Here is a 19,552-nt window from a genome sequence, read left to right on the forward strand (position 1 = left end):
AATCTAGCGAAGCGCGCGTGTCTGCGAGCCGATTTCGCAACTATACGTGAAATCGCTGGAGGCCCGACCGGGAATCGAACCCGGGTGCAAGGATTTGCAGTCCTCTGCGTCACCACTCCGCCATCGGGCCTCGATGCGGCAAGGCGCGGGGCTTTGCGCATCGCGTCGCGCCAAGTCAACCATCGCCGGTTAGCAGTTGCGGTAAATCGCCGCGCAAGTGCTTGGCGTGGAACGGCGCGCACCATATAGGGGACACGCGGCACGAAGTGTGTTGCGTAACTAAAACAGTTATGCGATTGAGCGACCATGAACGATCCGGCGGCGGACATTAGTTTCGAGGCGATGCGGCATGCGATGGTGCAGAGCCAATTGCGCCCCAACGCGGTCAACGATCCGCGCGTGGTGACTGCCATGGCGATCGTCCCGCGCGAGAATTTCGTGCCCGCGGACATGCGCCGGCTCGCGTATCGCGACACGGCGCTACCGATCGGTAACGGCCGCTATATCAACGTGCCGATGGCAACGGGCAGGCTGTTGACCGAGGCGTACCTGCTGCCGACTGACCGCGTGCTGCTGATCGGGGCGGCGGGTGGCTACACCGCCGCGGTGTTGGCGACGCTCGTGGCCGAGGTCGTCGCGGTCGAAAGCGACGCCGATCTCGTCAGGCATGCGCGCGCCGCGCTGGCCGATTATGCCAACGTCAAGCTGGTCGAGGGACCGCTCGAAAAGGGGTACGCCAAGGGCGCGCCCTACGACGTGCTGATCGTCGATGGCTGCGTCGAGCAATTGCCCGCGACGCTGACGAGCCAAGTCGCGCCGGGCGGCCGCATCGCCAGCGGCATTGTCGAGCGTGGCGTCAAGCGTCTCGCCACCGGCCGCGCGATCAAGGGGGCGTTCGGTCTGCGAGCGTTCGTCGATATGGATTGCGTCGCGCTGCCGGGGTTCGCCGCGCCGCGCGGCTTTGCGTTTTGATTTGAGATTGGGGATCTGATGCGCGTTTCCGTTCTTCTCGCCGGGGTGGCGATGATCGGTGTGGTTGCCGGGCCGGCCACTGCCGATACGCTGCGCGAAGCGCTGCTCAAGGCGTACAACACCAACCCGAGCTTGGCCGCGGCGCGCGCCAGCGTGCGCGCGACCGACGAGAACGTGCCGATCGCCAAGGCAGCGGGGCGGCCGAACGTGACGCTCAACGGCGGCTATACCGAAAACGCGCTCAACAGCTCGAGCAATAACTCGCTGCTCAATCCGGCGCGCGAGGCGCAGGCGAATACGCAGTTGGTGGTGCCGATCTTCCGCGGCGGCGCAGTGTCGAACTCGATCAAGGGTGCCGAAGTGCGCTCCGATGCGGCGCGGTTGCAACTGCGTGGCACCGAATCAGATCTCTTCGTCGGCGTGGTCGGCGCGTATATGGACGTGATCCGCGACGAGGCGATTGTCGGCCTCAACAAGGAAAACGTGAAGGTGCTGGAGGTCAACCTCCAGGCCGCACGCGACCGGTTCCAGGTCGGCGACCTGACTCGCACCGACGTCGCCCAGTCCGACGCTCGCCTCGCGGTGGCGCGCGGTCAGCTCGAAAGCGCACAGGCGCAGCTGATCTCGAGCAAGGAAGGCTATATCCGCCTCGTCGGCACGCCCCCGGGGGTGCTCGCCGACCCGCCGCCCTTGCCTAATTTGCCCGATTCGCCCGATGCCGCGGTCGACATAGCACTCAAGAACAACCCGACCTTGCTCGCTGCGGTTCGCGCGGGCGACGCGACTCGCTATGACGTCAGCGCGGCGCGCGCATCGCGGCTGCCGCAGGTATCGGGCGTCGTTGGGGGTAATTACTTCAACTATCTCGGCTCGTTCGGCAGCGGAACTAACCCGCGCCCCGGCCAGACCGGAACATCGGGCACGGTCGGCGTCCAGTTGTCGGTGCCGCTCTACCAGGGCGGTTTGCCCTCGGCGCAGATCCGTCAGGCGCAGGAGCGTCGCGCGCAGGCGCTGGAGACCGCGACCGACACCGAGCGCGCGGTAATTTCGCAGACTCGGTCGGCCTATGCGATCTGGAAGTCGTCGCTCGAAGTGATCGCGTCGGCGCAACGCGCGGTCGAGGCCAACAAATTGAGCCTCGAAGGCGTGCGGGCCGAGAATAGCGTCGGCAACCGCACGATCCTCGACATTCTCAACGCCGAGCAGGAATTGCTCAACAGCCAGGTCACCCTGGTGACCGCGCAGCGCGATGCGTACGTCGCCGGTTTCGCCTTGCTGTCGGCGATGGGCGAGGCGGAAGCGCGCGACCTCGGGCTTGATGGTGGCGTGCTCTACGACCCGCTGACCAACTATAACCGCGTCAAGGGCAAGTGGAGCGATTTCGGGGAGAATCCCGAGTACAAGCCGACTGGCACGAGCACGCGCGGCACGCCGCCGCAGGATTCGTCGCAAGGGCGTCCGCTCGACCCCAGCCTCAACGCGCCGGTTGACACGGCGCCCGATACTCCCGCAAACGGCAGCAGGAAATAGCCTCGCCTTTGCGTGGCTTGTCGTCGATCGAGGAAAGCAGGCTGCATATGGGGGATGTAAGCGCCGAACCGTCGATGGAGGACATCCTGGCCTCGATCAAGCGGATCATCGCCGAGGATGTCGAGAGCGGCGGCCCCGTCCGCGCGCGCCGTCGTGCGGCGCCGCCGCCGCCGCCGGAAGAGGTGGTGGATGAGGACGACGTGCTCGAATTGCGCGAGGAAGCGCCCGAGCCCGTCGCCGCCACGGAACCCCAGCCCGTCGCCGATCCCGCGCCGATGCCGATGTCGCAACCCGTCGCGCCGGCGCCAGCACCCGCGGCGATCCTCTCCCCCCAGGCAGCCGAGGCGAGCCGCGCCCCGCTCGACACGCTGTCGCGGCTGGTGGTGAAGCCCGAGACGACGGGCGCGGACACGCTCGAAGGGCTGGTCCGCGAGATGCTGCGCCCGATGCTCAGCGCGTGGCTCGATAAGAACTTGCCTGAGCTGGTCGAATCGATGGTCGCCAAGGAAATCGCCCGGATCACCGGCGGGCGCTGAGCCGCCGCTGCAAGGCAACGGCGGCGCTGCGTTCTCAGTCGAAGCCGAGCGTTGCCGTGAAGGCGTAGATGATGCCCTTTTCAGCGGGGTTGCCCGGCGAGCCCTCGGTGATGTCACCGGTGCCGAAACCGACCCCCCAATATATGTTTTCCGATCCGCCGAGTTCGGTCGTCCCCGTGAACGCGCCCGTGGCGCCGCCGCGTGACGACACTTCCTGCGTGATCTGCTGCGCCATCGCGTTGACCGGCGCCGCATCTGACGGCAGCTGCCAGGCCGAGAAATCCTGCGTGATCTGCTGGACCAGACAGGGCGGCGCGGTGCCCGCGACATTGTCCGACCACGGCCCCATGATGCCCATGTCCTGCGCATTCGACGCGGGGGTGGGATAATCGGTGGGCCAATCCTTCGTGATGTTGGCGAGCAACTGTTTTTGCAGCAGCGCCAGGCCGTCGGCGGGAGTCGTGCCCGGCGGGATCGGGCCGAGCCCGGAATCGGTCGCGCTTTGCTGCATGCTCTCGATATTGATGACGGTAACGTCGGTGCTCATCGCGCTCTCCTGTTGATGGTGCGTCGCGCCGCCTAAGAGTTGGCCGGCGTCGCGCGATCCGACGAATGCGCCCATTCGCGGCGATTGAAGAGACGGTGTTGGCGCCATAGCGGGGGTAAATGGCATCAACCTGAACCATTTGGGTCGTTTCGACTGGAATGCGTTCGCGGCCAGACGTTTCTCTCCATCGTCTGGTTGCCCACGCAACGATCTTGCGCCATCGTCACGTCCATGAAAAAGCTCCTGCTCGCGAGCATCGCGCTCGCCACCTTCGCCATCCCCGCCGGCGCGCGCCAGCTCACGATCGACGACGTCACGATGTTGTCGCGAGTCGGTGCGCCGACCATGTCGAAGGACGGGCATTGGCTGGTCTGGGCGCAGCGCGAGACCGACATTGCGGCGAACAAGGGACGGTATGATCTGTGGCGGCTCGACCTGACCAAGCCCGGCGCCAAGCCGGTCAAGCTGGTGGCCGAGCCCAACGCCAACGAAAACGATCCGCAAATCGTCGGCGACCTGGTCTATTATTCGGCGGACGACGCGATCTGGTCGGTGCCGGTCGCGGGCGGGACTCCGCGCAAGCTGTCGAGCTTCAAGGGCGGGTTCAACGGGTTCAAGGTCGCGCCGACCGCCGATCGCGTGCTGGTGTGGGCGGACCGCAAGCCCGGCGCGCCCAGCCTCGAGCCGGCGACCGACAAGCGCGATCCCAATGCCGGCGAAGCTCGGACGTACGATCAGCTGTTCGTACGCCACTGGGATACTTGGGCCGACGGCACGCGATCGCAATTGTTCGTGTTGCCGCTGACGAGCGGCGCGATCCCCGGCAACGGCGTCGCGATCGAAGGGACGTTGGTCGGCGATACGCCGTCGCGGCCGTTCGGCGGCGGCGAAGAAGTGGCGTGGAGCCCCGACGGCAAGACCGTCTATTTCGCGCTGCGCGAAGCCGGGCGGATCGAGCCGCTGTCGACCAATCTCGACATCTTCGCAGCGCCCGCCGACGGATCGAGCCGCCCAGTCAACCTGACCGCGGACAACAAGGCGACCGACACGCAGCCGCTCGTGTCACCCGACGGCCGCAAGCTCGCCTATCTGGCAATGCGCCGGCCGGGGTATGAAAGCGACCGGCTGGTGCTGACGATCCGCGACCTCGCGACGGGCAAGGCGGTGTCGCTGACCGATCGGTGGGATCGCTCGGTCGAATCGATCGACTGGGCGCCCGATTCGCGCAGCCTCTACGTCACCGCCGAGGACACGCAGGAAAACCCGTTGTGGCGTGTCGATGCGCAGACCGGCAAGGTCACTCGGCTGACCCAGGAGGGCAACGTCTCCGCCGTCGCGGTCGGCGCGAAGGGCGTGGTGATCGCGATGAACAGCCTGACCGCGCCCGACGATTATTACCGGATCGGCGCCGGCGCTCCCGAACGGCTGACCGACGTCAATGCCGACAAGCTTGCCGGGATCGACTGGCCGACCGTCACCCGGTTCAACTTCAAGGGCGCCAACGGCGACACCGTGTGGGGCTATGCCGTGCAGCCCTATGGCAGCACCGGCAAGGTGCCGATCGCCTACATGGTCCATGGCGGCCCGCAGGGATCGAGCAACAATAGCTGGTCGTACCGCTGGAACCCGGCATTGTTCGCGAGCGGCGGCTACGGCCTGGTCGCGGTCGATTTCCACGGCAGCACGGGGTACGGCCAGGCGTTCACCGATGCGATCCGCAACAATTGGGGTGGCTGGCCGCTCGAGGATTTAAAGCTCGGGCTCAAGGCGGCGACCGACAAGTTCGGCTGGCTCGACGCCGACAATGCCTGCGCGCTCGGCGCGTCGTACGGCGGCTATATGATGAACTGGATCGAGGGGAATTGGCCCGATCGCTTCAAGTGCATCGTCCAGCATGACGGCGTGTTCGACGCGCGCGCGATGGCGTACGAAACCGAGGAACTGTGGTTCGACGAATGGGAGCATGGCGGCCACGCTTATAACGAGGACCCGCAGGCGTTCGAGAAATGGAACCCGGTCAATTACGTCGACAAATGGAAGACGCCGATGCTGGTGATCACCGGCGAGCGCGATTTCCGCATTCCCTATACCCAGGGCATCGCCGCCTTCACCGCACTCCAGCGTCGCGGCATTCCGTCGCGGTTGATCGTCAATCCCAACGAAAGCCATTGGGTGCTCAAGCCCAAGAACTCGCGGCAATGGTATCGCGAGGTGCTCGGCTGGATGGACCGGTGGACCGGCAAGGGCATCGTCGTGCGGACGTGCGAGGACAAGCCTTGCGCTAAGTAGCGGGTCTCTTGGGGTTAATTCCCAAACCGTCACTCTGAACCTGTTTCAGGGTCCATCGTGCGGCCGGCGCTGCCGCCGCTTGTTGCCCGGTGGATGCTGAAACAAGTTCAGCATGACGGCGGCAGGGTAGGCGACGGGGGTGACGGATAGGGTTTGGCTTGGCTATGGGCGTGCCATGACCGAGCTTCCCAAGACCTTCGACCCTGCCGAAATCGAGCGCCGCTGGTATACGCATTGGGAGTCGTCGGGCCAGTTCCGCCCCGATCGGCCGGGTGCGGAGCCGTGGACGATCGTCAATCCGCCGCCTAACGTCACCGGCTCGCTGCACATCGGCCACGCGCTCGACAACACGTTGCAGGACATTCTCGTCCGCCACGCGCGGTTGCAGGGCAAGGACGTTTTGTGGGTGGTCGGGACCGACCATGCCGGGATCGCGACGCAGATGGTGGTCGAGCGCCAGATGGCCGAGCGCCAGGAGAAGCGCACCGATTTCACCCGCGACGAGTTCGTCGCCAAGGTGTGGGACTGGAAGCGCGAGAGCGGCGGCGAAATCACCCAGCAGCTCCGCCGGCTCGGCTGCTCGATGGACTGGGCGAACGAACGCTTCACGATGGACGAGGGCTTTTCGAAGGCCGTCCTCAAGGTGTTCGTCGACCTCTACAACCAAGGCCTGATCTACCGCGATAAGCGCCTGGTGAATTGGGACCCCGGCCTCGGCACCGCGATCAGCGACCTCGAGGTCGAGACTCGCGAGGTGAAGGGCAGCTTCTGGCAGATCCGCTACCCGCTCGCCGACGGGTCGGGCTCGGTCACCGTCGCTACGACGCGGCCCGAGACGATGCTCGCCGACATGGCGGTCGCGGTGCATCCCGACGATGAGCGTTATAAGGCGATGATCGGGAAGGAAGTGCGGCTGCCGATTACGGGCCGTTTGATCAGGGTCATCCCCGACGAGCATGCCGACCCGAGCCTCGGCACCGGCGCGGTCAAGATTACGCCCGGTCACGACTTCAACGATTTCGAGGTGGGCAAGCGCGCCGGGTTCAAGGCGGGCGAGATGCTCAATATGCTGGATGCCAAGGCGCAAGTGACGCAGACCGCTGACGGCCTGATCCCCGACGATCTGATCGGCATCGACCGCTTCTGGGGGCGCAAGCAGGTGGTCGAGCGTTTGAAGGAGGGCGGTTTTCTCGTCCCATACGTCGACAAGGAAGGCGTCGAGCACGACGCGGAGCCGCGGACGATTCAGACGCCATACGGCGACCGATCGGGCGAGGTGATCGAGCCGTGGCTGACCGACCAATGGTATGTCGATGCCGAGACGCTGGCGAAGGGGCCGATCGAGGCGGTCAAGTCCGGCGCCATCAAGATCGTGCCGAAGAGTTGGGAGAAGACCTTCTTCAACTGGATGGAGAATATCCAGCCCTGGTGTGTGTCTCGGCAATTGTGGTGGGGACACCGGATTCCGGCTTGGTCCTCGGCCGGCAATCCCCAGAACGGCGAGCCGGAACGAACCTATGTCGGCATGGACGAAGCGCATGTTCGGACGCTCGCTGCCGCTGATGCGGGCGGCCGAGAAATCGTGTTCGCCGACAGCTGGGAAGAAGTGTCAGATATCGATGTCCTGAAGGGATCGATTTACCACGACGATAGCTATGTGCTGGTTCGCGACCCTGACGTCCTCGACACCTGGTTCTCCTCCGCGCTGTGGCCGTTCGCGACGATGGGTTGGCCCGACGATGGCGAATGGCAGCATCGCTACCCCAACGACGTGCTGATTTCCGGCTTCGACATCCTGTTCTTCTGGGACGCGCGGATGATGATGATGGGGATGCACTTCATGAAGGACGTGCCGTTCCGCACGCTCTACCTTCACGGGCTGGTGCGCGCCGCCGACGGGCAGAAAATGTCCAAGTCGAAGGGCAATGTCGTCAACCCGCTCGGGCTGATCGATCGCTACGGCGCCGACGCGCTACGCTTCTTCATGGCGGCGATGGAAAGCCAGGGCCGCGACATCAAGATGGATGAGAAGCGAGTCGAGGGGTACCGCAACTTCGCCACCAAGCTGTGGAACGCGGCGCGCTTCTGCCAATCGAACGGGATCGGTGCGAGCAAGACGCTCGAAGCGCCCGAAGCGACGCTGGCGGTCAACAAATGGATCATCGGCGAGACGATCCAGACGGTGCAGGCGGTCGACCTCGCGCTCGCCGATTACCGTTTCGACGAGGCGGCCAACGCGATCTATCAGTTCGCGTGGAGCCGGTTCTGCGATTGGTATCTGGAGTTGATTAAGCCGACCCTTACTGAGGATGCGCAAATCTATCCGCAGTACGCTGACGAAACCCGGCTGATCGCCGGCTGGGTGCTCGACCAGATCCTCGTCATGCTACATCCCTTCATGCCGTTCGTGACCGAGGAATTGTGGTCGAAGCTCGGCACGCGCGGCAACGACCTGATCGTCGCGAAATGGCCGGTAGTCGATGCCACCGCGATCGATCCGGCCGCCATAGCCGACATCGACTGGCGCATCCGCCTAATCAGCAGCGTCCGTGGCGCGAAGAACGAACTCGGCATTGCGCCGGGCACGATGCTGACCGCTTATGTCTGTGACGCGAGCGCCGATACCCAGAACCGCATCAACACGGCCTATACCGCATTGCGCAAGCTCGCCCGACTGCAGGATGTCCACAACGGCGAACCGCCCATCGGCGCGGCACTCCAACTGGTCATCGATGAGGCGACTTTCGTTATTCCGCTCGAAGGCGTGATCGATGTAGCCGCCGAACGCGCTCGTCTAACTAAAGCCATCGAAGCCGCGTCCAAGGAACGCGACTCCCTCGCCGGTCGCCTCAACAACCCCAGCTTCGTCGAGCGCGCCAAGCTCGAGGCGGTCGAAAAGGCCCGCGCCGATCATGCCGAGAAAACGGCCGAGGCCGAGCGGCTGTCGGCGGCGCTGGCGCGGCTGGGCTAAATCTGCCTTCCTGTTTTCGCACGAACGCCAATCGCTTTCGCGCTGTCTAAGTTGGATTTGCTCTGGCATGGAGCGCGCATGGCCGCCGACGACGAAACGCGCACCGCAAGCGAACCCGCGCTGGCGTCCGGACCGCTTCAGCTGGACGGCCATGGTCACCGCGAACATTCGGAACATTCGCGCGCAAATCGCCCCGGGCGCCGTGACCTCACCGTCGGCGCAATCGGCCCCACCCTGCTCGCCTTCGCGCTCCCCACGCTCGCATCGAACATCCTCCAGTCGCTCAACGGCTCGATCAATTCGATCTGGGTCGGCCGCTTCCTCGGCGAGGGCGCGCTAGCGGCAACGAGCAACGCCAACATCATCATGTTCCTGATGTTTTCGGCGGTGTTCGGGTTCGGCATGGCGGCGACAATTTTGATAGGCCAATCGGTCGGGCGCGGCGATATCGAGGGCGCGCGGCGAGCGTTCGGGTCGGCCGTGGGCCTGGTGATCGGCGGCGCGGTGGTGATCGCGATCATCGGCTGGCTGCTCGCGCCGCAAATCCTGCGGCTGCTCGCGACGCCGGGCGAGGCGCAAGGCATGGCGCGCGATTATCTGCGCGTGATCTTCCTTGGTCTGCCTTTCTCGATGCTGGGCGTGCTGATCATGATGAGTCTGCGCGGCACCGGTGATTCGCTGACGCCGCTCTGGTTCATGGCGCTCAGCGTCGCGATCGATTCGAGCTTCAACCCGCTGCTGATCGACGGGATCGGGCCGTTTCCCAAGATGGGGATCGCCGGGTCGGCAACCGCGACCTTGCTTGCCGGCATCGTGTCGTCGGCGGGGCTGCTGGTCTATGTCTATTGGCGCGACTTGCCGATCCGGCTGCGCGGGGCGGAGCTTCGCTACCTGCTCCCCGAAAAGGCGCTGGTGAAGACGATCCTCGCCAAGGGGCTGCCGATGGGCGCGCAGATGCTCGTCATGTCGACTGCCGGGCTGACGATGATCGGGCTGGTAAACCGGCAGGGGGTGGAGACCGCGGCCGCCTATGCCGTGTCGCAGCAGCTTTGGACCTATATCCAGATGCCGGCGATGGCGATCGGCGTCGCGGTGTCGAGCATGGCGGCGCAGAATATCGGCGCGGGCAAGTGGGACCGCGTCGGCGCGATCACGCGGTCGGGAATCCTCTACAACTCGATCATCACGGTGGTGGTGATCGTCGCGATCATCCTGTTCGATCGTCAGGTGATGACCTTGTTCGTCGGTCGCGCCAGCCCCGCGATCGAGATCGCGCGGCACATCCAACTGATCTCGTCCTGGACGTTCGTCATGTTCGGCGCGACGATGGTGCTGTTCTCGACCGTGCGCGCCAACGGCGCGACGGTTCCGCCGCTGATCATCCTGGCGATCGCTTTCTATCCGGTGCGGCTCGGCTTCGCGATCTGGGGGCAGGCGCTGATCGGGTCGGACGCCTTGTGGTACGCGTTCCCGATCGGGTCGCTGGTCTCGCTCAGCCTCGCCGCCTGGTACTACCGTTACGGCCGCTGGCGCGAGCAAGTGCTGATCGTCCCGCCCGAACCCGAGGCGGAGGAACAGGCACACGGCACGAGCGAACCCGCCGGGCGCTTGCACCCGACGGGGTAGGGCCCCGCTAGCGCTGGATCGCGAACGTCACCGTGATCCGCGCGGCGCTGGTGACCGGTTCCGGGCTGATCGCGATCTCGACCGGCGGTGGTGGCGCGGGAGGCGGCGGCGGCGCTGCCAGCATGCTTCCGGTCACGACGATGTCCGATTGGCTGAACGCGTTCTGATCACGCACCTCGAGGATGTCGCCGAGTTGCTGGCCGCTCGCCGCCGCGATCGCAGCGGCCTGAGCCTTCGCGTCTGTGATCGCAGCAGCAATCGCGGCGCGCCGCGCGACTGCATCCGAGCGCAGCCCGAAACGCTGAATGTTGGCTTGCTCCGCGCCGAGGCGCGAGGCCAACCCAGTGGCGGTGCCGGCGGTCTTGGGCGCCATGCGGACGGTCACGTCCATGCGCGCAACATAACCGAGCACGGCGCACGATCCCGTCGAGAGCTGGGGCCCCGGGCCATAGTCCTGGCTCTGACACGCCGACGAGCGGGAGGCGCGCACGTTGACCGAACCGTTGCTGATCTGGATCTCCTCCGGCGACAGGCTGGCCAGAGCGGAAGCGATCGCCTTCTGCTTCACGACTAGCGCGCGAGTCGCGTCGTCGGGGGTCGCGCCTTCGCCGCGCACGCCATACGCCACCATTGCCAGATCGGGCGGAGTCTTGACCTCGCCGATGCCAAGCACGGTGATCGACGGCCGCTGCGGCAAGCTTTGCGCCGCCGCCGGCACCGCGCCGAACATCAGGATCGACAACATCGCCGCGCCTCTGGTCATGAGAAATCCCTTCGGTTTTTCAATCGCTAGTCTATTCGTTCGGCGCGTGCGGTAAACCCCACTTGCGCGCCCGGAGGCTATCGGCGCAAAAGCCGCGGCATGAGCCAATATCCCGCGCTTCGCCTTCGCCGCACCCGCGCTTCGGCATGGAGCCGGCGCTTGCATGGTGAGACCGTGCTGACGCCCGCCGACCTGATCTGGCCGCTTTTCGTGGCCGATGGTGAGGGCGTCGAGGAGCCGATTGCGAGCTTGCCCGGCGTGTCGCGCTGGTCGGTCGACGGCATCGTCGCGCGGGCGAAGGACGCGCGCGATCTCGGCATCCCTTGCATTGCCTTGTTCCCCTACACGCAGGCCGAGCGCCGCAGCGAGCGTGGCGAGGAAGCGCTCAATCCCGACAATCTGATGTGCCGCGCAATCCGTGCGCTCAAGGACGCGGTGCCGGAGGTCGGCGTGCTGACCGACGTCGCGCTCGATCCCTATACCAGCCATGGGCATGACGGGTTGCTCGATGCGGGCGGCTATGTCCTCAACGACGAGACGGCGGAAATGCTGGTCGGCCAGGCGCTCAACCAGGCCGCGGCGGGCGCCGACATCATCGCGCCGTCGGATATGATGGACGGCCGCGTCGGATTGATCCGTGATGCGCTCGAAGCCGAGGGGCACGTCAACGTCCAGATCATGTCCTACGCCGCCAAATACGCCAGCGGGTTCTACGGCCCGTTCCGCGACGCGGTCGGGAGCCGCGGTCTGCTCAAGGGGGACAAGAAGACCTATCAGATGGACCCGGCCAATGCTGAGGAAGCGCTGCGCGAGGTCGCGCTCGATCTCGCGGAGGGTGCCGACAGCGTGATGGTCAAGCCGGGCCTGCCCTATCTCGACATCATATTGCGCGTGAAGGATCGCTTCGAAGTGCCGGTATTCGCGTACCAAGTGTCGGGCGAGTATGCGATGCTCGAAGCGGCCGTCGCGGCGGGCGCGGCGAAGCGCGACGCGGTGGTGCTCGAGACGCTGATGGCGTTCAAGCGCGCGGGATGTTCGGGCGTGCTGACCTATCACGCGCTTCACGCCGCCAAGCTGCTCGCCAAATGATCGAGACCGAACGCTTGATCCTCCGCCCGTGGCGAGAGGCGGACAAGCCGGCGTTCGACGCCATCATCAACACGCCCGCGATGATGGAGCATTTCGGCGGCGTCCGACCGCGCGCGGACATGGATTCGCTGATCGACCGGCTGATGGCGAGCCAGGAACGCGACGGCCACACGATGTGGGCGGTCGATCACAGGGCCGACGGCGCGCTCGCTGGGGTGTGCGGCGTTCGGCTGAGCGGCTATCCCGGCACCGGCGTGTCGGACGAACTCGAGATCGGCTGGCGGATCGCCGGACCGTATTGGGGGCAGGGCATCGCGCGCGAGGCGGCGGAGGCGAGCATCGCGTGGGGCTGGGCGAACACCGATCGCCCGCGCATCGTCGCGTGGACCAACGCAGCGAACACGCGATCCTGGGGATTGATGCTGCGGATCGGCATGGTGCGGCGCGAAGAGCTCGACTTCGACCATCCGCTGTACGAGGTCGGCGATCCGCTCGGGCGGATGGTCGTCTATTCGATCGACCGCCCTAGCGGAGCCTAGGACGTGATCGAGACCGAACGGCTGATCCTGCGCGGCTGGCTCGATAGCGATGTCGCGCCGTTTCACGCGATGGGCAACGACGCCGACGTGATGCGCTTTCTCGGCCCGCCAATGTCGCTGGCCGGCGCCGAGGAGGCGCGCGCCAGGATGGATGCCTTGCTCGCCAAGCACGGCTATTGCTTCTGGGCGATCGAGCGCAAGGCGGACGGCGAATTCCTCGGCTTTTGCGGGATCAAGCCGGGGCCGGCGGACACGCCCATCGCCGACGAAATCGAGATCGGCTGGCGGTTGCGGCGCGATGCCTGGGGGCAAGGCTATGCCCGCGAGGCGGCGGAGGCGGCGATCGCGTGGACCTGGGCCAACACCGATGCGCCGGAGATCGCGGCGATCACGGTGACCGCCAATGCCAACAGCTGGGGCTTGATGGAGCGGCTCGGCATGGCACGCGATCCTGCCGGCGATTTCGACCATCCCGCGGTGCCGGACGGCGATCCGCTCAAGCGGCACATCACCTACCGGATGGCGCGGCCGGCTATTTCTCGCCCAGCATCGCCTTGACCGCGGCGATCCGCGCGAGTTCGCCATTCAATTGCGCCTGCGCCTTGCCCAGCAACGCGTCGAGCGCGGGGTAGGGCGGTTCCCCTGCGGTGGCGCGATCGATCGTCATCCGTTCGAGGTCGCTGGCCATGCCCAACGTATCGCCGCGAAGCCCTTCGAGCTCCGCCAGCGCGCCTTGCGCCGCGACCCACTGGTCGCTGCCGACCGCAAGCGCGCCGCGCGCCTTTGCCGCGCTCTCCGCCCGCGCCGCGCCGGCGGCGAAATCCTGATCGATCTGCGCGAGCTTTGCCGCCTGCGTCGCGATCTGCGAGTCGAGCGCAGCGTCCGGTGTCGCGGCAGGCGTGGGCGTCACCACGACGGCGTCCGATCGTGATTCGATCGGGCGCAGCGCGAGCGACGGATATTTGTCCGCCGATTCGGCGCATCCCGCCGCGAGCAGGACGAGAAGGAGCGCGGGAAGCCGTTTCATGCACGCCGTGTACGGGTCCGAAAAGCGCCGCGCAACGCACTTGCGCTAGTGGCGGCACCCCTCTAGAGGACGCCTCTTCCGCGCGCCCGTAGCTCAGCTGGATAGAGCATCAGACTACGAATCTGAGGGTCGGACGTTCGAATCGTTCCGGGCGCGCCAATGAAAGCCCCGCCAGCCATCCGGCCGGCGGGGCTTTTGTTTTTTGCGTCGTTCGGGGCGTTGCGACGAACCGTGCATTTTATCCTATCACATCGATATGGATTACGGCATAGCTATCCGTGGAACTCAGGACCGGTTCGCGAAGCATGGTGCAGAGCGGGGGCAAGCGGCCTGGAAACCACGGGAGTACGTCCATGAAGAAGCTCATCATCGTTTCGCTGATCGTGCCTGCCATCCTCGGCCTCGCCGCTTGCGGCGGGTCGAAGACCGACGGCAACGTCGCCACCACCGATGTCGTCGCCAATGCCGACGATGTCGCGATCGACACCAACGCCGTCGATCTCAACGCGACCGACGCTAACACCGTCGACGCCAACGCGACGGTTCCGACCGATACGGTCGCCAACGCGAAGTGATCGATCGGCGCTGACGCGCCGATGATCGAAGGCCGCGTCGCCCAAGCGGGCGGCGCGGCCTTTTCGTTTTTGCGCTGGCGCGGCCGCGGTCGCAGGGGCACAGCGGCGCGATGCAGGACGACGACAAGCGGCTCGCCGCCGAAGCGGCGCTGGGCGAAATCTCGCCGGGGATGCGGGTCGGCATCGGCACCGGTTCGACGATGGCATTCGCGATTTCCGCGATCGGCAGTCGACTGCCGGAATGGCCGGCCACCAGCTTCTACGCGACATCGCAGGCGACGTGGCGTGCGGCCAACGCCGCCGGCATCCCGATCGGGCGCTTCGCGGACGTCGCCGAGCTCGACCTCGCGATCGACGGTGCCGACGAGATCGACCCGCAACTGCGCGCGATCAAAGGCGGCGGCGGGGCGATGCTGCGCGAAAAGATCGTCGCCGCCTCGGCCCGCCGGATGGTGGTGGTCGCCGATGGTTCGAAGCACGTAGCGGCGCTCGGCAAGGCGCCGGTGCCGGTCGAAGTGCTGCCGTTTGCACGCAGCTTCGTCGAGGCGCGGGTGGTCGCGCTGGGCGCGAAACCGGTGCTGCGGATAACGCCCCAACGCGCGTATCGCACCAACCAGGGCAATTTGATCCTCGATTGCAACTTCGGCATCATCGCGGACCCGGCAACGCTGGCGGCTGCGCTCGCCTCGATACCTGGACTGCTTGGGCATGGACTGTTCCTGACCGAAGTCGACGCCGCGTATGTCGCCGTCGGCGGAATCGTTACGAAAATGGAACGGCCAGCCGCCTGAACGCTGGCACACGCCCGCGGCGCGCCATATAGCATCGCAACCTCCGCGCCGCAGCGGCGTTCATCAGAACGAACCGGGAGCAATCATGTCCGATACCGAAACTACCGTCCACGACGTCGATCAGTTGCAGGAGGATGGATCGATCGAGCGCCTGACCATCGATACGATCCGAACGCTGTCGATGGATGCGGTGCAGAAGGCCAATTCGGGGCACCCGGGCACGCCCATGGCGCTGGCGCCGGTCGGTTACACGCTCTGGTCGCAATTCCTGCGCTACGATCCCGCCAAGCCCGATTGGCCCAACCGCGACCGCTTCGTGCTATCGGTCGGGCATGCCTCGATGCTGCTCTATTCGCTGATCCACCTCGCGGGGATCGAGGAGATCGACAAGGACGGCAAGAAGAGCGGCAAGCCGGCCGTCAGCATCGAGGATATCGAGAATTTCCGACAGCTGAGCTCGAAGACGCCTGGCCACCCCGAATATCGCCACACCACGGGCGTCGAGACCACCACCGGACCGCTCGGCCAGGGCTGCGGCAATTCGGTCGGTATGGCGATCGCCGAGCGCTGGCTCGCGGCGCGCTACAACAAGCCGGGCTTCGACCTGTTCGACCACGACGTTTACGTGCTGTGCGGTGACGGCGACATGATGGAGGGGGTGGCCAGCGAAGCGGCGTCGCTCGCGGGGCACCTCAAGCTCTCCAATCTGTGCTGGATCTACGACAGCAACCAGATTTCGATCGAAGGCTCGACCGATCTCGCGTTCGACGAAAACGTCGGCAAGCGGTTCGAGGCCTATGGCTGGAACGTCATTCACGTCGCCGACGCCAACGATTGCGACGCGATGGCGCAGGCGCTCGCGGCGTTCAGGAAGACCGACGACCGCCCGACCTTCATCCAGGTCCATTCGGTGATCGGCTGGGGCAGTCCTCGCGCCGGCAGCGAGAAGGCGCATGGCGAGGCGCTGGGCGAGGAGAACGTCAAGCTGACCAAGCAAGCCTATGGCTGGCCGGCGGACAAGCAATTCTATGTTCCCGACCGCGTCGAGGAGCATTTCCACGGCTGCGTCGCCGATCGTGGGCAGCCGTTGCGCGAAGCTTGGGAAAAGACGCTCGAAAGCTACCGCTCGACCTGGGGCGACCTCGCCGCCGAACTCGACCTGGTGCTCGCCGACAAGCTACCCGAGGGCTGGGACGCCGACATCCCGAGCTTCCCGGCCGACGAAAGAGGCATCGCCAGCCGCGATGCCGGCGGCAAGGTGCTCAACGCGATCGTCGCCAAGGTGCCGTGGCTGATCGGCGGATCGGCCGACCTCGCACCGTCAACCAAGACCGACATCAAGAACGCCGAATCGTTCGAGGCGAACAATTACGGTGGCGCCAACTTCCATTTCGGCGTTCGCGAACACGGCATGGGCGCGATCGTCAACGGCATGGCGCTGTCGCATCTTCGCTCATACGGCAGCACTTTCCTGGTGTTCCTCGATTACATGCGCGGCGCGGTGCGGCTGTCGGCGATTATGGAGATCGGCGCGACCTGGGTGTTCACGCACGATTCGATCGGGGTCGGCGAGGACGGGCCGACGCACCAGCCGATCGAGCATCTCGCGATGCTGCGCGCGACGCCGGGGCTCGATACGATCCGGCCGTGCGACGCCAACGAAATGGCCGCGGCATGGCGGTGCACGCTTCAGGACGGCAACCGCCCGACCGCGTTGGTCTTGTCGCGCCAGGCCTTGCCGACGCTCGACCGCTCGAAATATGCCAGCGCCGATGGGCTGTCGAAGGGCGCCTACGTCCTCGCCGACAGCGAGGATCCGCAGGTCATCCTGATCGCGACGGGCTCCGAAGTGTCGCTTGCGGTCGAGGCGCACGAGAAGCTCAAGGCCGACGGTGTCGCGTCGCGCATCGTGTCGATGCCGAGCTGGTTCCGCTACGAGCTGCAATCAGACGCCTACAAGGAAAGCGTGCTGCCCAAGAAGGTCACCGCGCGGTTAGCAATCGAGATGGCCGGCGAGGTAGGCTGGGACCGCTATGTCGGGCTGCAAGGCAAGACGATCACGATGGGGACGTTCGGCGCGTCGGCGCCGCTCGCCAAGCTGGCGGACAAATTCGGCTTCACAGTCGAGAATGTCGTGAAGATCGCCAAGGAAATGCTGGAGACGAAATGATGGGACGCCTTAACGACCTCGAAAGTCATGGCCAGGCGATTTGGCTGGATTTCGTCGATCGCAAGTTCCTTGCGGAAGGCGGGCTGCAGGAGCTGGTCGACGAGGATGGGGTGACCGGCGTGACGAGCAATCCCTCCATCTTCGAAAAGGCGATGGGGTACGGCGAGGCCTACGACGACGAGCTCGCCGAGTTCGACGCCGCGCATCCGGGCGCTGCGACGATGGATCGTTACGAAGCGCTGGCGATCAGCGATATTCAGGCCGCGGCCGACACGCTGCGCCCGGTCTATGACAGGCTGAATGGCAAGGACGGGTATGTCAGCCTGGAAGTGTCGCCCTATCTCGCCAACGATACCGATGCAACGATCGCCGAAGCGGCGAAGCTGTGGCGGTTGGTCGACCGGCCCAATCTGATGGTCAAAATCCCGGGCACGGCAGCAGGCACCCCGGCAATCTCAGCGACGATCGACGCCGGCATCAACGTCAACGTCACCTTGCTGTTCGGGATCGAAGCCTACAAATCGGTCGCGATGGCGTTCGTCGAGGGCCTCGAGCAGCGAGTCGAGCGCGGCGAGCCGATCGACCGCATCGCCAGCGTCGCGAGCTTCTTCGTCAGCCGGATCGACACCAGGATCGACGATGCGATCGACGCTGGGACTGGCGGCGACGCGGCCAAGGCGCTTAAGGGCAAGGTCGCGATCGCCAACGCCAAGATGGCGTATCAATGGTATCTCGACTTCATCAGGTCGGACCGCTGGCAGGCGCTGGCGGCGAAGGGCGCGATGCCGCAACGGCTGCTCTGGGCGTCGACGGGCACCAAGAACCCCGATTATCCCGACACGCTCTATCTCGATACGCTGATCGGCAAGGACACGGTCAACACCGTACCGCCCAAGACGCTGGATGCGTTTCGCGACCATGGTACCGTGGGCGCGACCTTGACCCAGGATATCGACCAGGCGCGCCGCACGCTTGCCGAGGCCGAGCGGCTTGGCCTCAACCTGGATGGCGTCACCGCGACCTTGGTCGAGGAGGGGGTCGCCTCGTTTTCCAAGTCGTTCGACGATCTGCTCGCCGCGATCGCCGCCAAGCATCCTGCCACCGCCTGACATTCGGAGATCATCATGAAAATCGGAATCATCGGCCTCGGCCGGATGGGCGGCAATATCGCTCGGCGGCTGATGCGCGCGGGGCACGAGACGGTGGTCTACGATCGCGCGCCCGAGGCGGTGAAGGACGTGGTCAAGGACGGCGCCGTCGGGGCGGGCTCGCTCGAGGAGATGAAGGCCAAGCTCGACGGGCAGTCGATCTTTTGGGTGATGGTGCCCGCGGGCGCGCCGACCGACAGCACGGTCGAGGCGCTGTCGGACATTTGCGCCAAGGGCGATATCATCATCGACGGCGGCAACACCTTCTACAAGGACGATATAAAGCGCGCCAAATATCTGAGGGAGAAGGGCATTCATTACGTCGATGTCGGCACGTCGGGTGGCGTATGGGGTCTCGAGCGCGGCTATTGCATGATGATCGGCGGCCCCGATGATGTGGTGAAGACGCTCGACCCGATCTTCGATGCGCTCGCGCCGGGGCTCGGCACGATCCCGCGCACGCCGAACCGGATGGAGCAGGAAGGCGAGGATCCGCGCGCGGAGAAGGGCTATATCCACGCCGGTCCCGCCGGCGCAGGGCATTTCGTCAAGATGGTGCATAACGGCATCGAATATGGCCTGATGCAGGCCTATGCCGAGGGCTTCGACGTGTTGAAGGGCAAGATCTCGGACAAGCTGCCCGAGGACGAGCGCTACGACCTCAACCTGACCGACATCGCCGAAGTGTGGCGGCGCGGCAGCGTGATTTCGTCATGGCTGCTCGATCTGTGCGCATCGTCGCTCGCCAAGGACATGATGCTCGACCAATTCTCCGGCCGGGTCGCCGATTCGGGCGAAGGGCATTGGACGATCGAAGCGGCGATGGAGGAAGCGGTGCCCGCGCATGTGCTGACCGCTGCCTTGTTCGCGCGCTATCGCAGCCGGGTCGATCATACCTTCGGCGACAAATTGCTGTCGGCGATGCGCTTCGGGTTCGGCGGGCATGTCGAGATGCCGCAATGAGCGTCCAAGGACGATC

Annotated in this window: 17 protein-coding genes and 2 tRNA genes; 15 read left to right on the forward strand and 4 right to left on the reverse strand. The window is 65.5% G+C overall.

The features are described 5' to 3' along the window. Positions 1 to 56: 56 nt before the first annotated feature. Positions 57 to 130 (reverse strand) — tRNA-Cys (locus VH326_RS02565). 176 nt (positions 131 to 306) lie between these two features. Here VH326_RS02565 and VH326_RS02570 point away from each other — a divergent pair. Genes VH326_RS02570 through VH326_RS02580 form a run of 3 tightly spaced genes read left to right on the forward strand, consistent with a single transcriptional unit; the run spans position 307 to position 3,038 of the window. Next, positions 307 to 972: a protein-L-isoaspartate O-methyltransferase gene (locus VH326_RS02570; protein ID WP_329630233.1), complete on the forward strand. Its 666-nt coding sequence runs from the start codon at positions 307 to 309 to the stop codon at positions 970 to 972. Between the two features lie 18 nt (positions 973 to 990). Continuing rightward, positions 991 to 2,502 (forward strand): TolC family outer membrane protein, encoded by a 1,512-nt coding sequence (locus VH326_RS02575; protein WP_329630234.1) that lies wholly within the window; start codon positions 991 to 993, stop codon positions 2,500 to 2,502. A 47-nt stretch (positions 2,503 to 2,549) separates the two neighbouring features. Continuing rightward, positions 2,550 to 3,038, forward strand: a complete 489-nt coding sequence (locus VH326_RS02580) for a DUF2497 domain-containing protein (protein ID WP_329630235.1) — start codon at positions 2,550 to 2,552, stop codon at positions 3,036 to 3,038. Positions 3,039 to 3,072: 34 nt separating this feature from the next. Here the strand turns inward: VH326_RS02580 and VH326_RS02585 are convergent, their stop codons facing one another. Then, positions 3,073 to 3,585, reverse strand: a complete 513-nt coding sequence (locus tag VH326_RS02585; RefSeq protein WP_329630236.1) for a hypothetical protein — start codon at positions 3,583 to 3,585, stop codon at positions 3,073 to 3,075. Positions 3,586 to 3,816: 231 nt separating this feature from the next. Here VH326_RS02585 and VH326_RS02590 point away from each other — a divergent pair, with 231 nt between their 5' ends. From VH326_RS02590 to VH326_RS02600, 3 genes are all read left to right on the forward strand, one after another. Next, positions 3,817 to 5,874: a S9 family peptidase gene (locus VH326_RS02590; RefSeq protein ID WP_329630237.1), complete on the forward strand. Its 2,058-nt coding sequence runs from the start codon at positions 3,817 to 3,819 to the stop codon at positions 5,872 to 5,874. A gap of 175 nt (positions 5,875 to 6,049) precedes the next feature. Then, positions 6,050 to 8,845 (forward strand): valine--tRNA ligase, encoded by a 2,796-nt coding sequence (locus VH326_RS02595; protein WP_329630238.1) that lies wholly within the window; start codon positions 6,050 to 6,052, stop codon positions 8,843 to 8,845. A gap of 78 nt (positions 8,846 to 8,923) precedes the next feature. Then, positions 8,924 to 10,471 carry an MATE family efflux transporter gene (locus tag VH326_RS02600; protein ID WP_329630239.1) on the forward strand — a complete coding sequence of 516 codons (1,548 nt, stop codon included), beginning with the start codon at positions 8,924 to 8,926 and terminating at the stop codon, positions 10,469 to 10,471. Between the two features lie 7 nt (positions 10,472 to 10,478). Here VH326_RS02600 and VH326_RS02605 read toward each other — a convergent pair whose 3' ends face one another. Beyond that, positions 10,479 to 11,234, reverse strand: coding sequence for an SIMPL domain-containing protein (locus tag VH326_RS02605; RefSeq protein ID WP_329630240.1), 756 nt, complete (start codon positions 11,232 to 11,234; stop codon positions 10,479 to 10,481). Between the two features lie 99 nt (positions 11,235 to 11,333). Between VH326_RS02605 and hemB the strand changes: the two genes are divergently transcribed. Genes hemB through VH326_RS02620 form a run of 3 tightly spaced genes read left to right on the forward strand, consistent with a single transcriptional unit; the run spans position 11,334 to position 13,420 of the window. Then, positions 11,334 to 12,323, forward strand: coding sequence for a porphobilinogen synthase (gene hemB, locus VH326_RS02610; RefSeq protein ID WP_329630241.1), 990 nt, complete (start codon positions 11,334 to 11,336; stop codon positions 12,321 to 12,323). Further along, positions 12,320 to 12,862 (forward strand): GNAT family N-acetyltransferase, encoded by a 543-nt coding sequence (locus VH326_RS02615; protein ID WP_329630242.1) that lies wholly within the window; start codon positions 12,320 to 12,322, stop codon positions 12,860 to 12,862. Before hemB ends, VH326_RS02615 begins: the two co-directional genes overlap by 4 nt. A gap of 3 nt (positions 12,863 to 12,865) precedes the next feature. Beyond that, positions 12,866 to 13,420: a GNAT family N-acetyltransferase gene (locus VH326_RS02620; protein ID WP_329630243.1), complete on the forward strand. Its 555-nt coding sequence runs from the start codon at positions 12,866 to 12,868 to the stop codon at positions 13,418 to 13,420. Here the strand turns inward: VH326_RS02620 and VH326_RS02625 are convergent. Then, positions 13,395 to 13,889, reverse strand: coding sequence for a hypothetical protein (locus VH326_RS02625; protein WP_329630244.1), 495 nt, complete (start codon positions 13,887 to 13,889; stop codon positions 13,395 to 13,397). The two genes, VH326_RS02620 and VH326_RS02625, sit on opposite strands and share 26 nt — an antisense overlap. A gap of 82 nt (positions 13,890 to 13,971) precedes the next feature. Between VH326_RS02625 and VH326_RS02630 the strand changes: the two genes are divergently transcribed. From VH326_RS02630 to gnd, 6 genes are all read left to right on the forward strand, one after another. After that, positions 13,972 to 14,048 (forward strand) — tRNA-Arg (locus VH326_RS02630). A 194-nt stretch (positions 14,049 to 14,242) separates the two neighbouring features. Then, on the forward strand, positions 14,243 to 14,464 hold the full coding sequence (locus VH326_RS02635) for a circumsporozoite protein (RefSeq protein ID WP_329630245.1): 222 nt from the start codon (positions 14,243 to 14,245) through the stop codon (positions 14,462 to 14,464). Between the two features lie 110 nt (positions 14,465 to 14,574). Further along, positions 14,575 to 15,255, forward strand: coding sequence for a ribose-5-phosphate isomerase RpiA (gene rpiA, locus VH326_RS02640; protein ID WP_329630246.1), 681 nt, complete (start codon positions 14,575 to 14,577; stop codon positions 15,253 to 15,255). Between the two features lie 85 nt (positions 15,256 to 15,340). After that, positions 15,341 to 17,425 (forward strand): transketolase, encoded by a 2,085-nt coding sequence (gene tkt / locus VH326_RS02645; protein ID WP_329630247.1) that lies wholly within the window; start codon positions 15,341 to 15,343, stop codon positions 17,423 to 17,425. After that, positions 17,425 to 18,534: a transaldolase gene (gene tal / locus VH326_RS02650; protein ID WP_329630778.1), complete on the forward strand. Its 1,110-nt coding sequence runs from the start codon at positions 17,425 to 17,427 to the stop codon at positions 18,532 to 18,534. Before tkt ends, tal begins: the two co-directional genes overlap by 1 nt. Positions 18,535 to 18,549: 15 nt before the next feature. After that, on the forward strand, positions 18,550 to 19,536 hold the full coding sequence (gene gnd / locus VH326_RS02655) for a phosphogluconate dehydrogenase (NAD(+)-dependent, decarboxylating) (protein ID WP_329630248.1): 987 nt from the start codon (positions 18,550 to 18,552) through the stop codon (positions 19,534 to 19,536). Positions 19,537 to 19,552: the final 16 nt, after the last annotated feature.

Source organism: Sphingomonas sp. (assembly GCF_036269755.1).
In the GTDB taxonomy this organism is placed as follows: Bacteria; Pseudomonadota; Alphaproteobacteria; order Sphingomonadales; family Sphingomonadaceae; genus Sphingomonas.

What these genes read in the sequence shown, in the direction of transcription:
- gnd (WP_329630248.1), top strand. Translation starts at nt 18,550, where the DNA reads ATGAAAATCGGAATCATCGGCCTCGGCCGGATGGGCGGCAATATCGCT.
- VH326_RS02595 (WP_329630238.1), top strand. Translation starts at nt 6,050, where the DNA reads ATGACCGAGCTTCCCAAGACCTTCGACCCTGCCGAAATCGAGCGCCGC.
- VH326_RS02615 (WP_329630242.1), top strand. Translation starts at nt 12,320, where the DNA reads ATGATCGAGACCGAACGCTTGATCCTCCGCCCGTGGCGAGAGGCGGAC.
- VH326_RS02600 (WP_329630239.1), top strand. Translation starts at nt 8,924, where the DNA reads ATGGCCGCCGACGACGAAACGCGCACCGCAAGCGAACCCGCGCTGGCG.
- VH326_RS02580 (WP_329630235.1), top strand. Translation starts at nt 2,550, where the DNA reads ATGGGGGATGTAAGCGCCGAACCGTCGATGGAGGACATCCTGGCCTCG.
- VH326_RS02585 (WP_329630236.1), bottom strand. Translation starts at nt 3,585, where the DNA reads ATGAGCACCGACGTTACCGTCATCAATATCGAGAGCATGCAGCAAAGC.
- VH326_RS02590 (WP_329630237.1), top strand. Translation starts at nt 3,817, where the DNA reads ATGAAAAAGCTCCTGCTCGCGAGCATCGCGCTCGCCACCTTCGCCATC.
- VH326_RS02625 (WP_329630244.1), bottom strand. Translation starts at nt 13,889, where the DNA reads ATGAAACGGCTTCCCGCGCTCCTTCTCGTCCTGCTCGCGGCGGGATGC.
- tkt (WP_329630247.1), top strand. Translation starts at nt 15,341, where the DNA reads ATGTCCGATACCGAAACTACCGTCCACGACGTCGATCAGTTGCAGGAG.
- VH326_RS02575 (WP_329630234.1), top strand. Translation starts at nt 991, where the DNA reads ATGCGCGTTTCCGTTCTTCTCGCCGGGGTGGCGATGATCGGTGTGGTT.
- VH326_RS02635 (WP_329630245.1), top strand. Translation starts at nt 14,243, where the DNA reads ATGAAGAAGCTCATCATCGTTTCGCTGATCGTGCCTGCCATCCTCGGC.
- VH326_RS02570 (WP_329630233.1), top strand. Translation starts at nt 307, where the DNA reads ATGAACGATCCGGCGGCGGACATTAGTTTCGAGGCGATGCGGCATGCG.
- VH326_RS02605 (WP_329630240.1), bottom strand. Translation starts at nt 11,234, where the DNA reads ATGACCAGAGGCGCGGCGATGTTGTCGATCCTGATGTTCGGCGCGGTG.
- tal (WP_329630778.1), top strand. Translation starts at nt 17,425, where the DNA reads ATGGGACGCCTTAACGACCTCGAAAGTCATGGCCAGGCGATTTGGCTG.
- hemB (WP_329630241.1), top strand. Translation starts at nt 11,334, where the DNA reads ATGAGCCAATATCCCGCGCTTCGCCTTCGCCGCACCCGCGCTTCGGCA.
- rpiA (WP_329630246.1), top strand. Translation starts at nt 14,575, where the DNA reads ATGCAGGACGACGACAAGCGGCTCGCCGCCGAAGCGGCGCTGGGCGAA.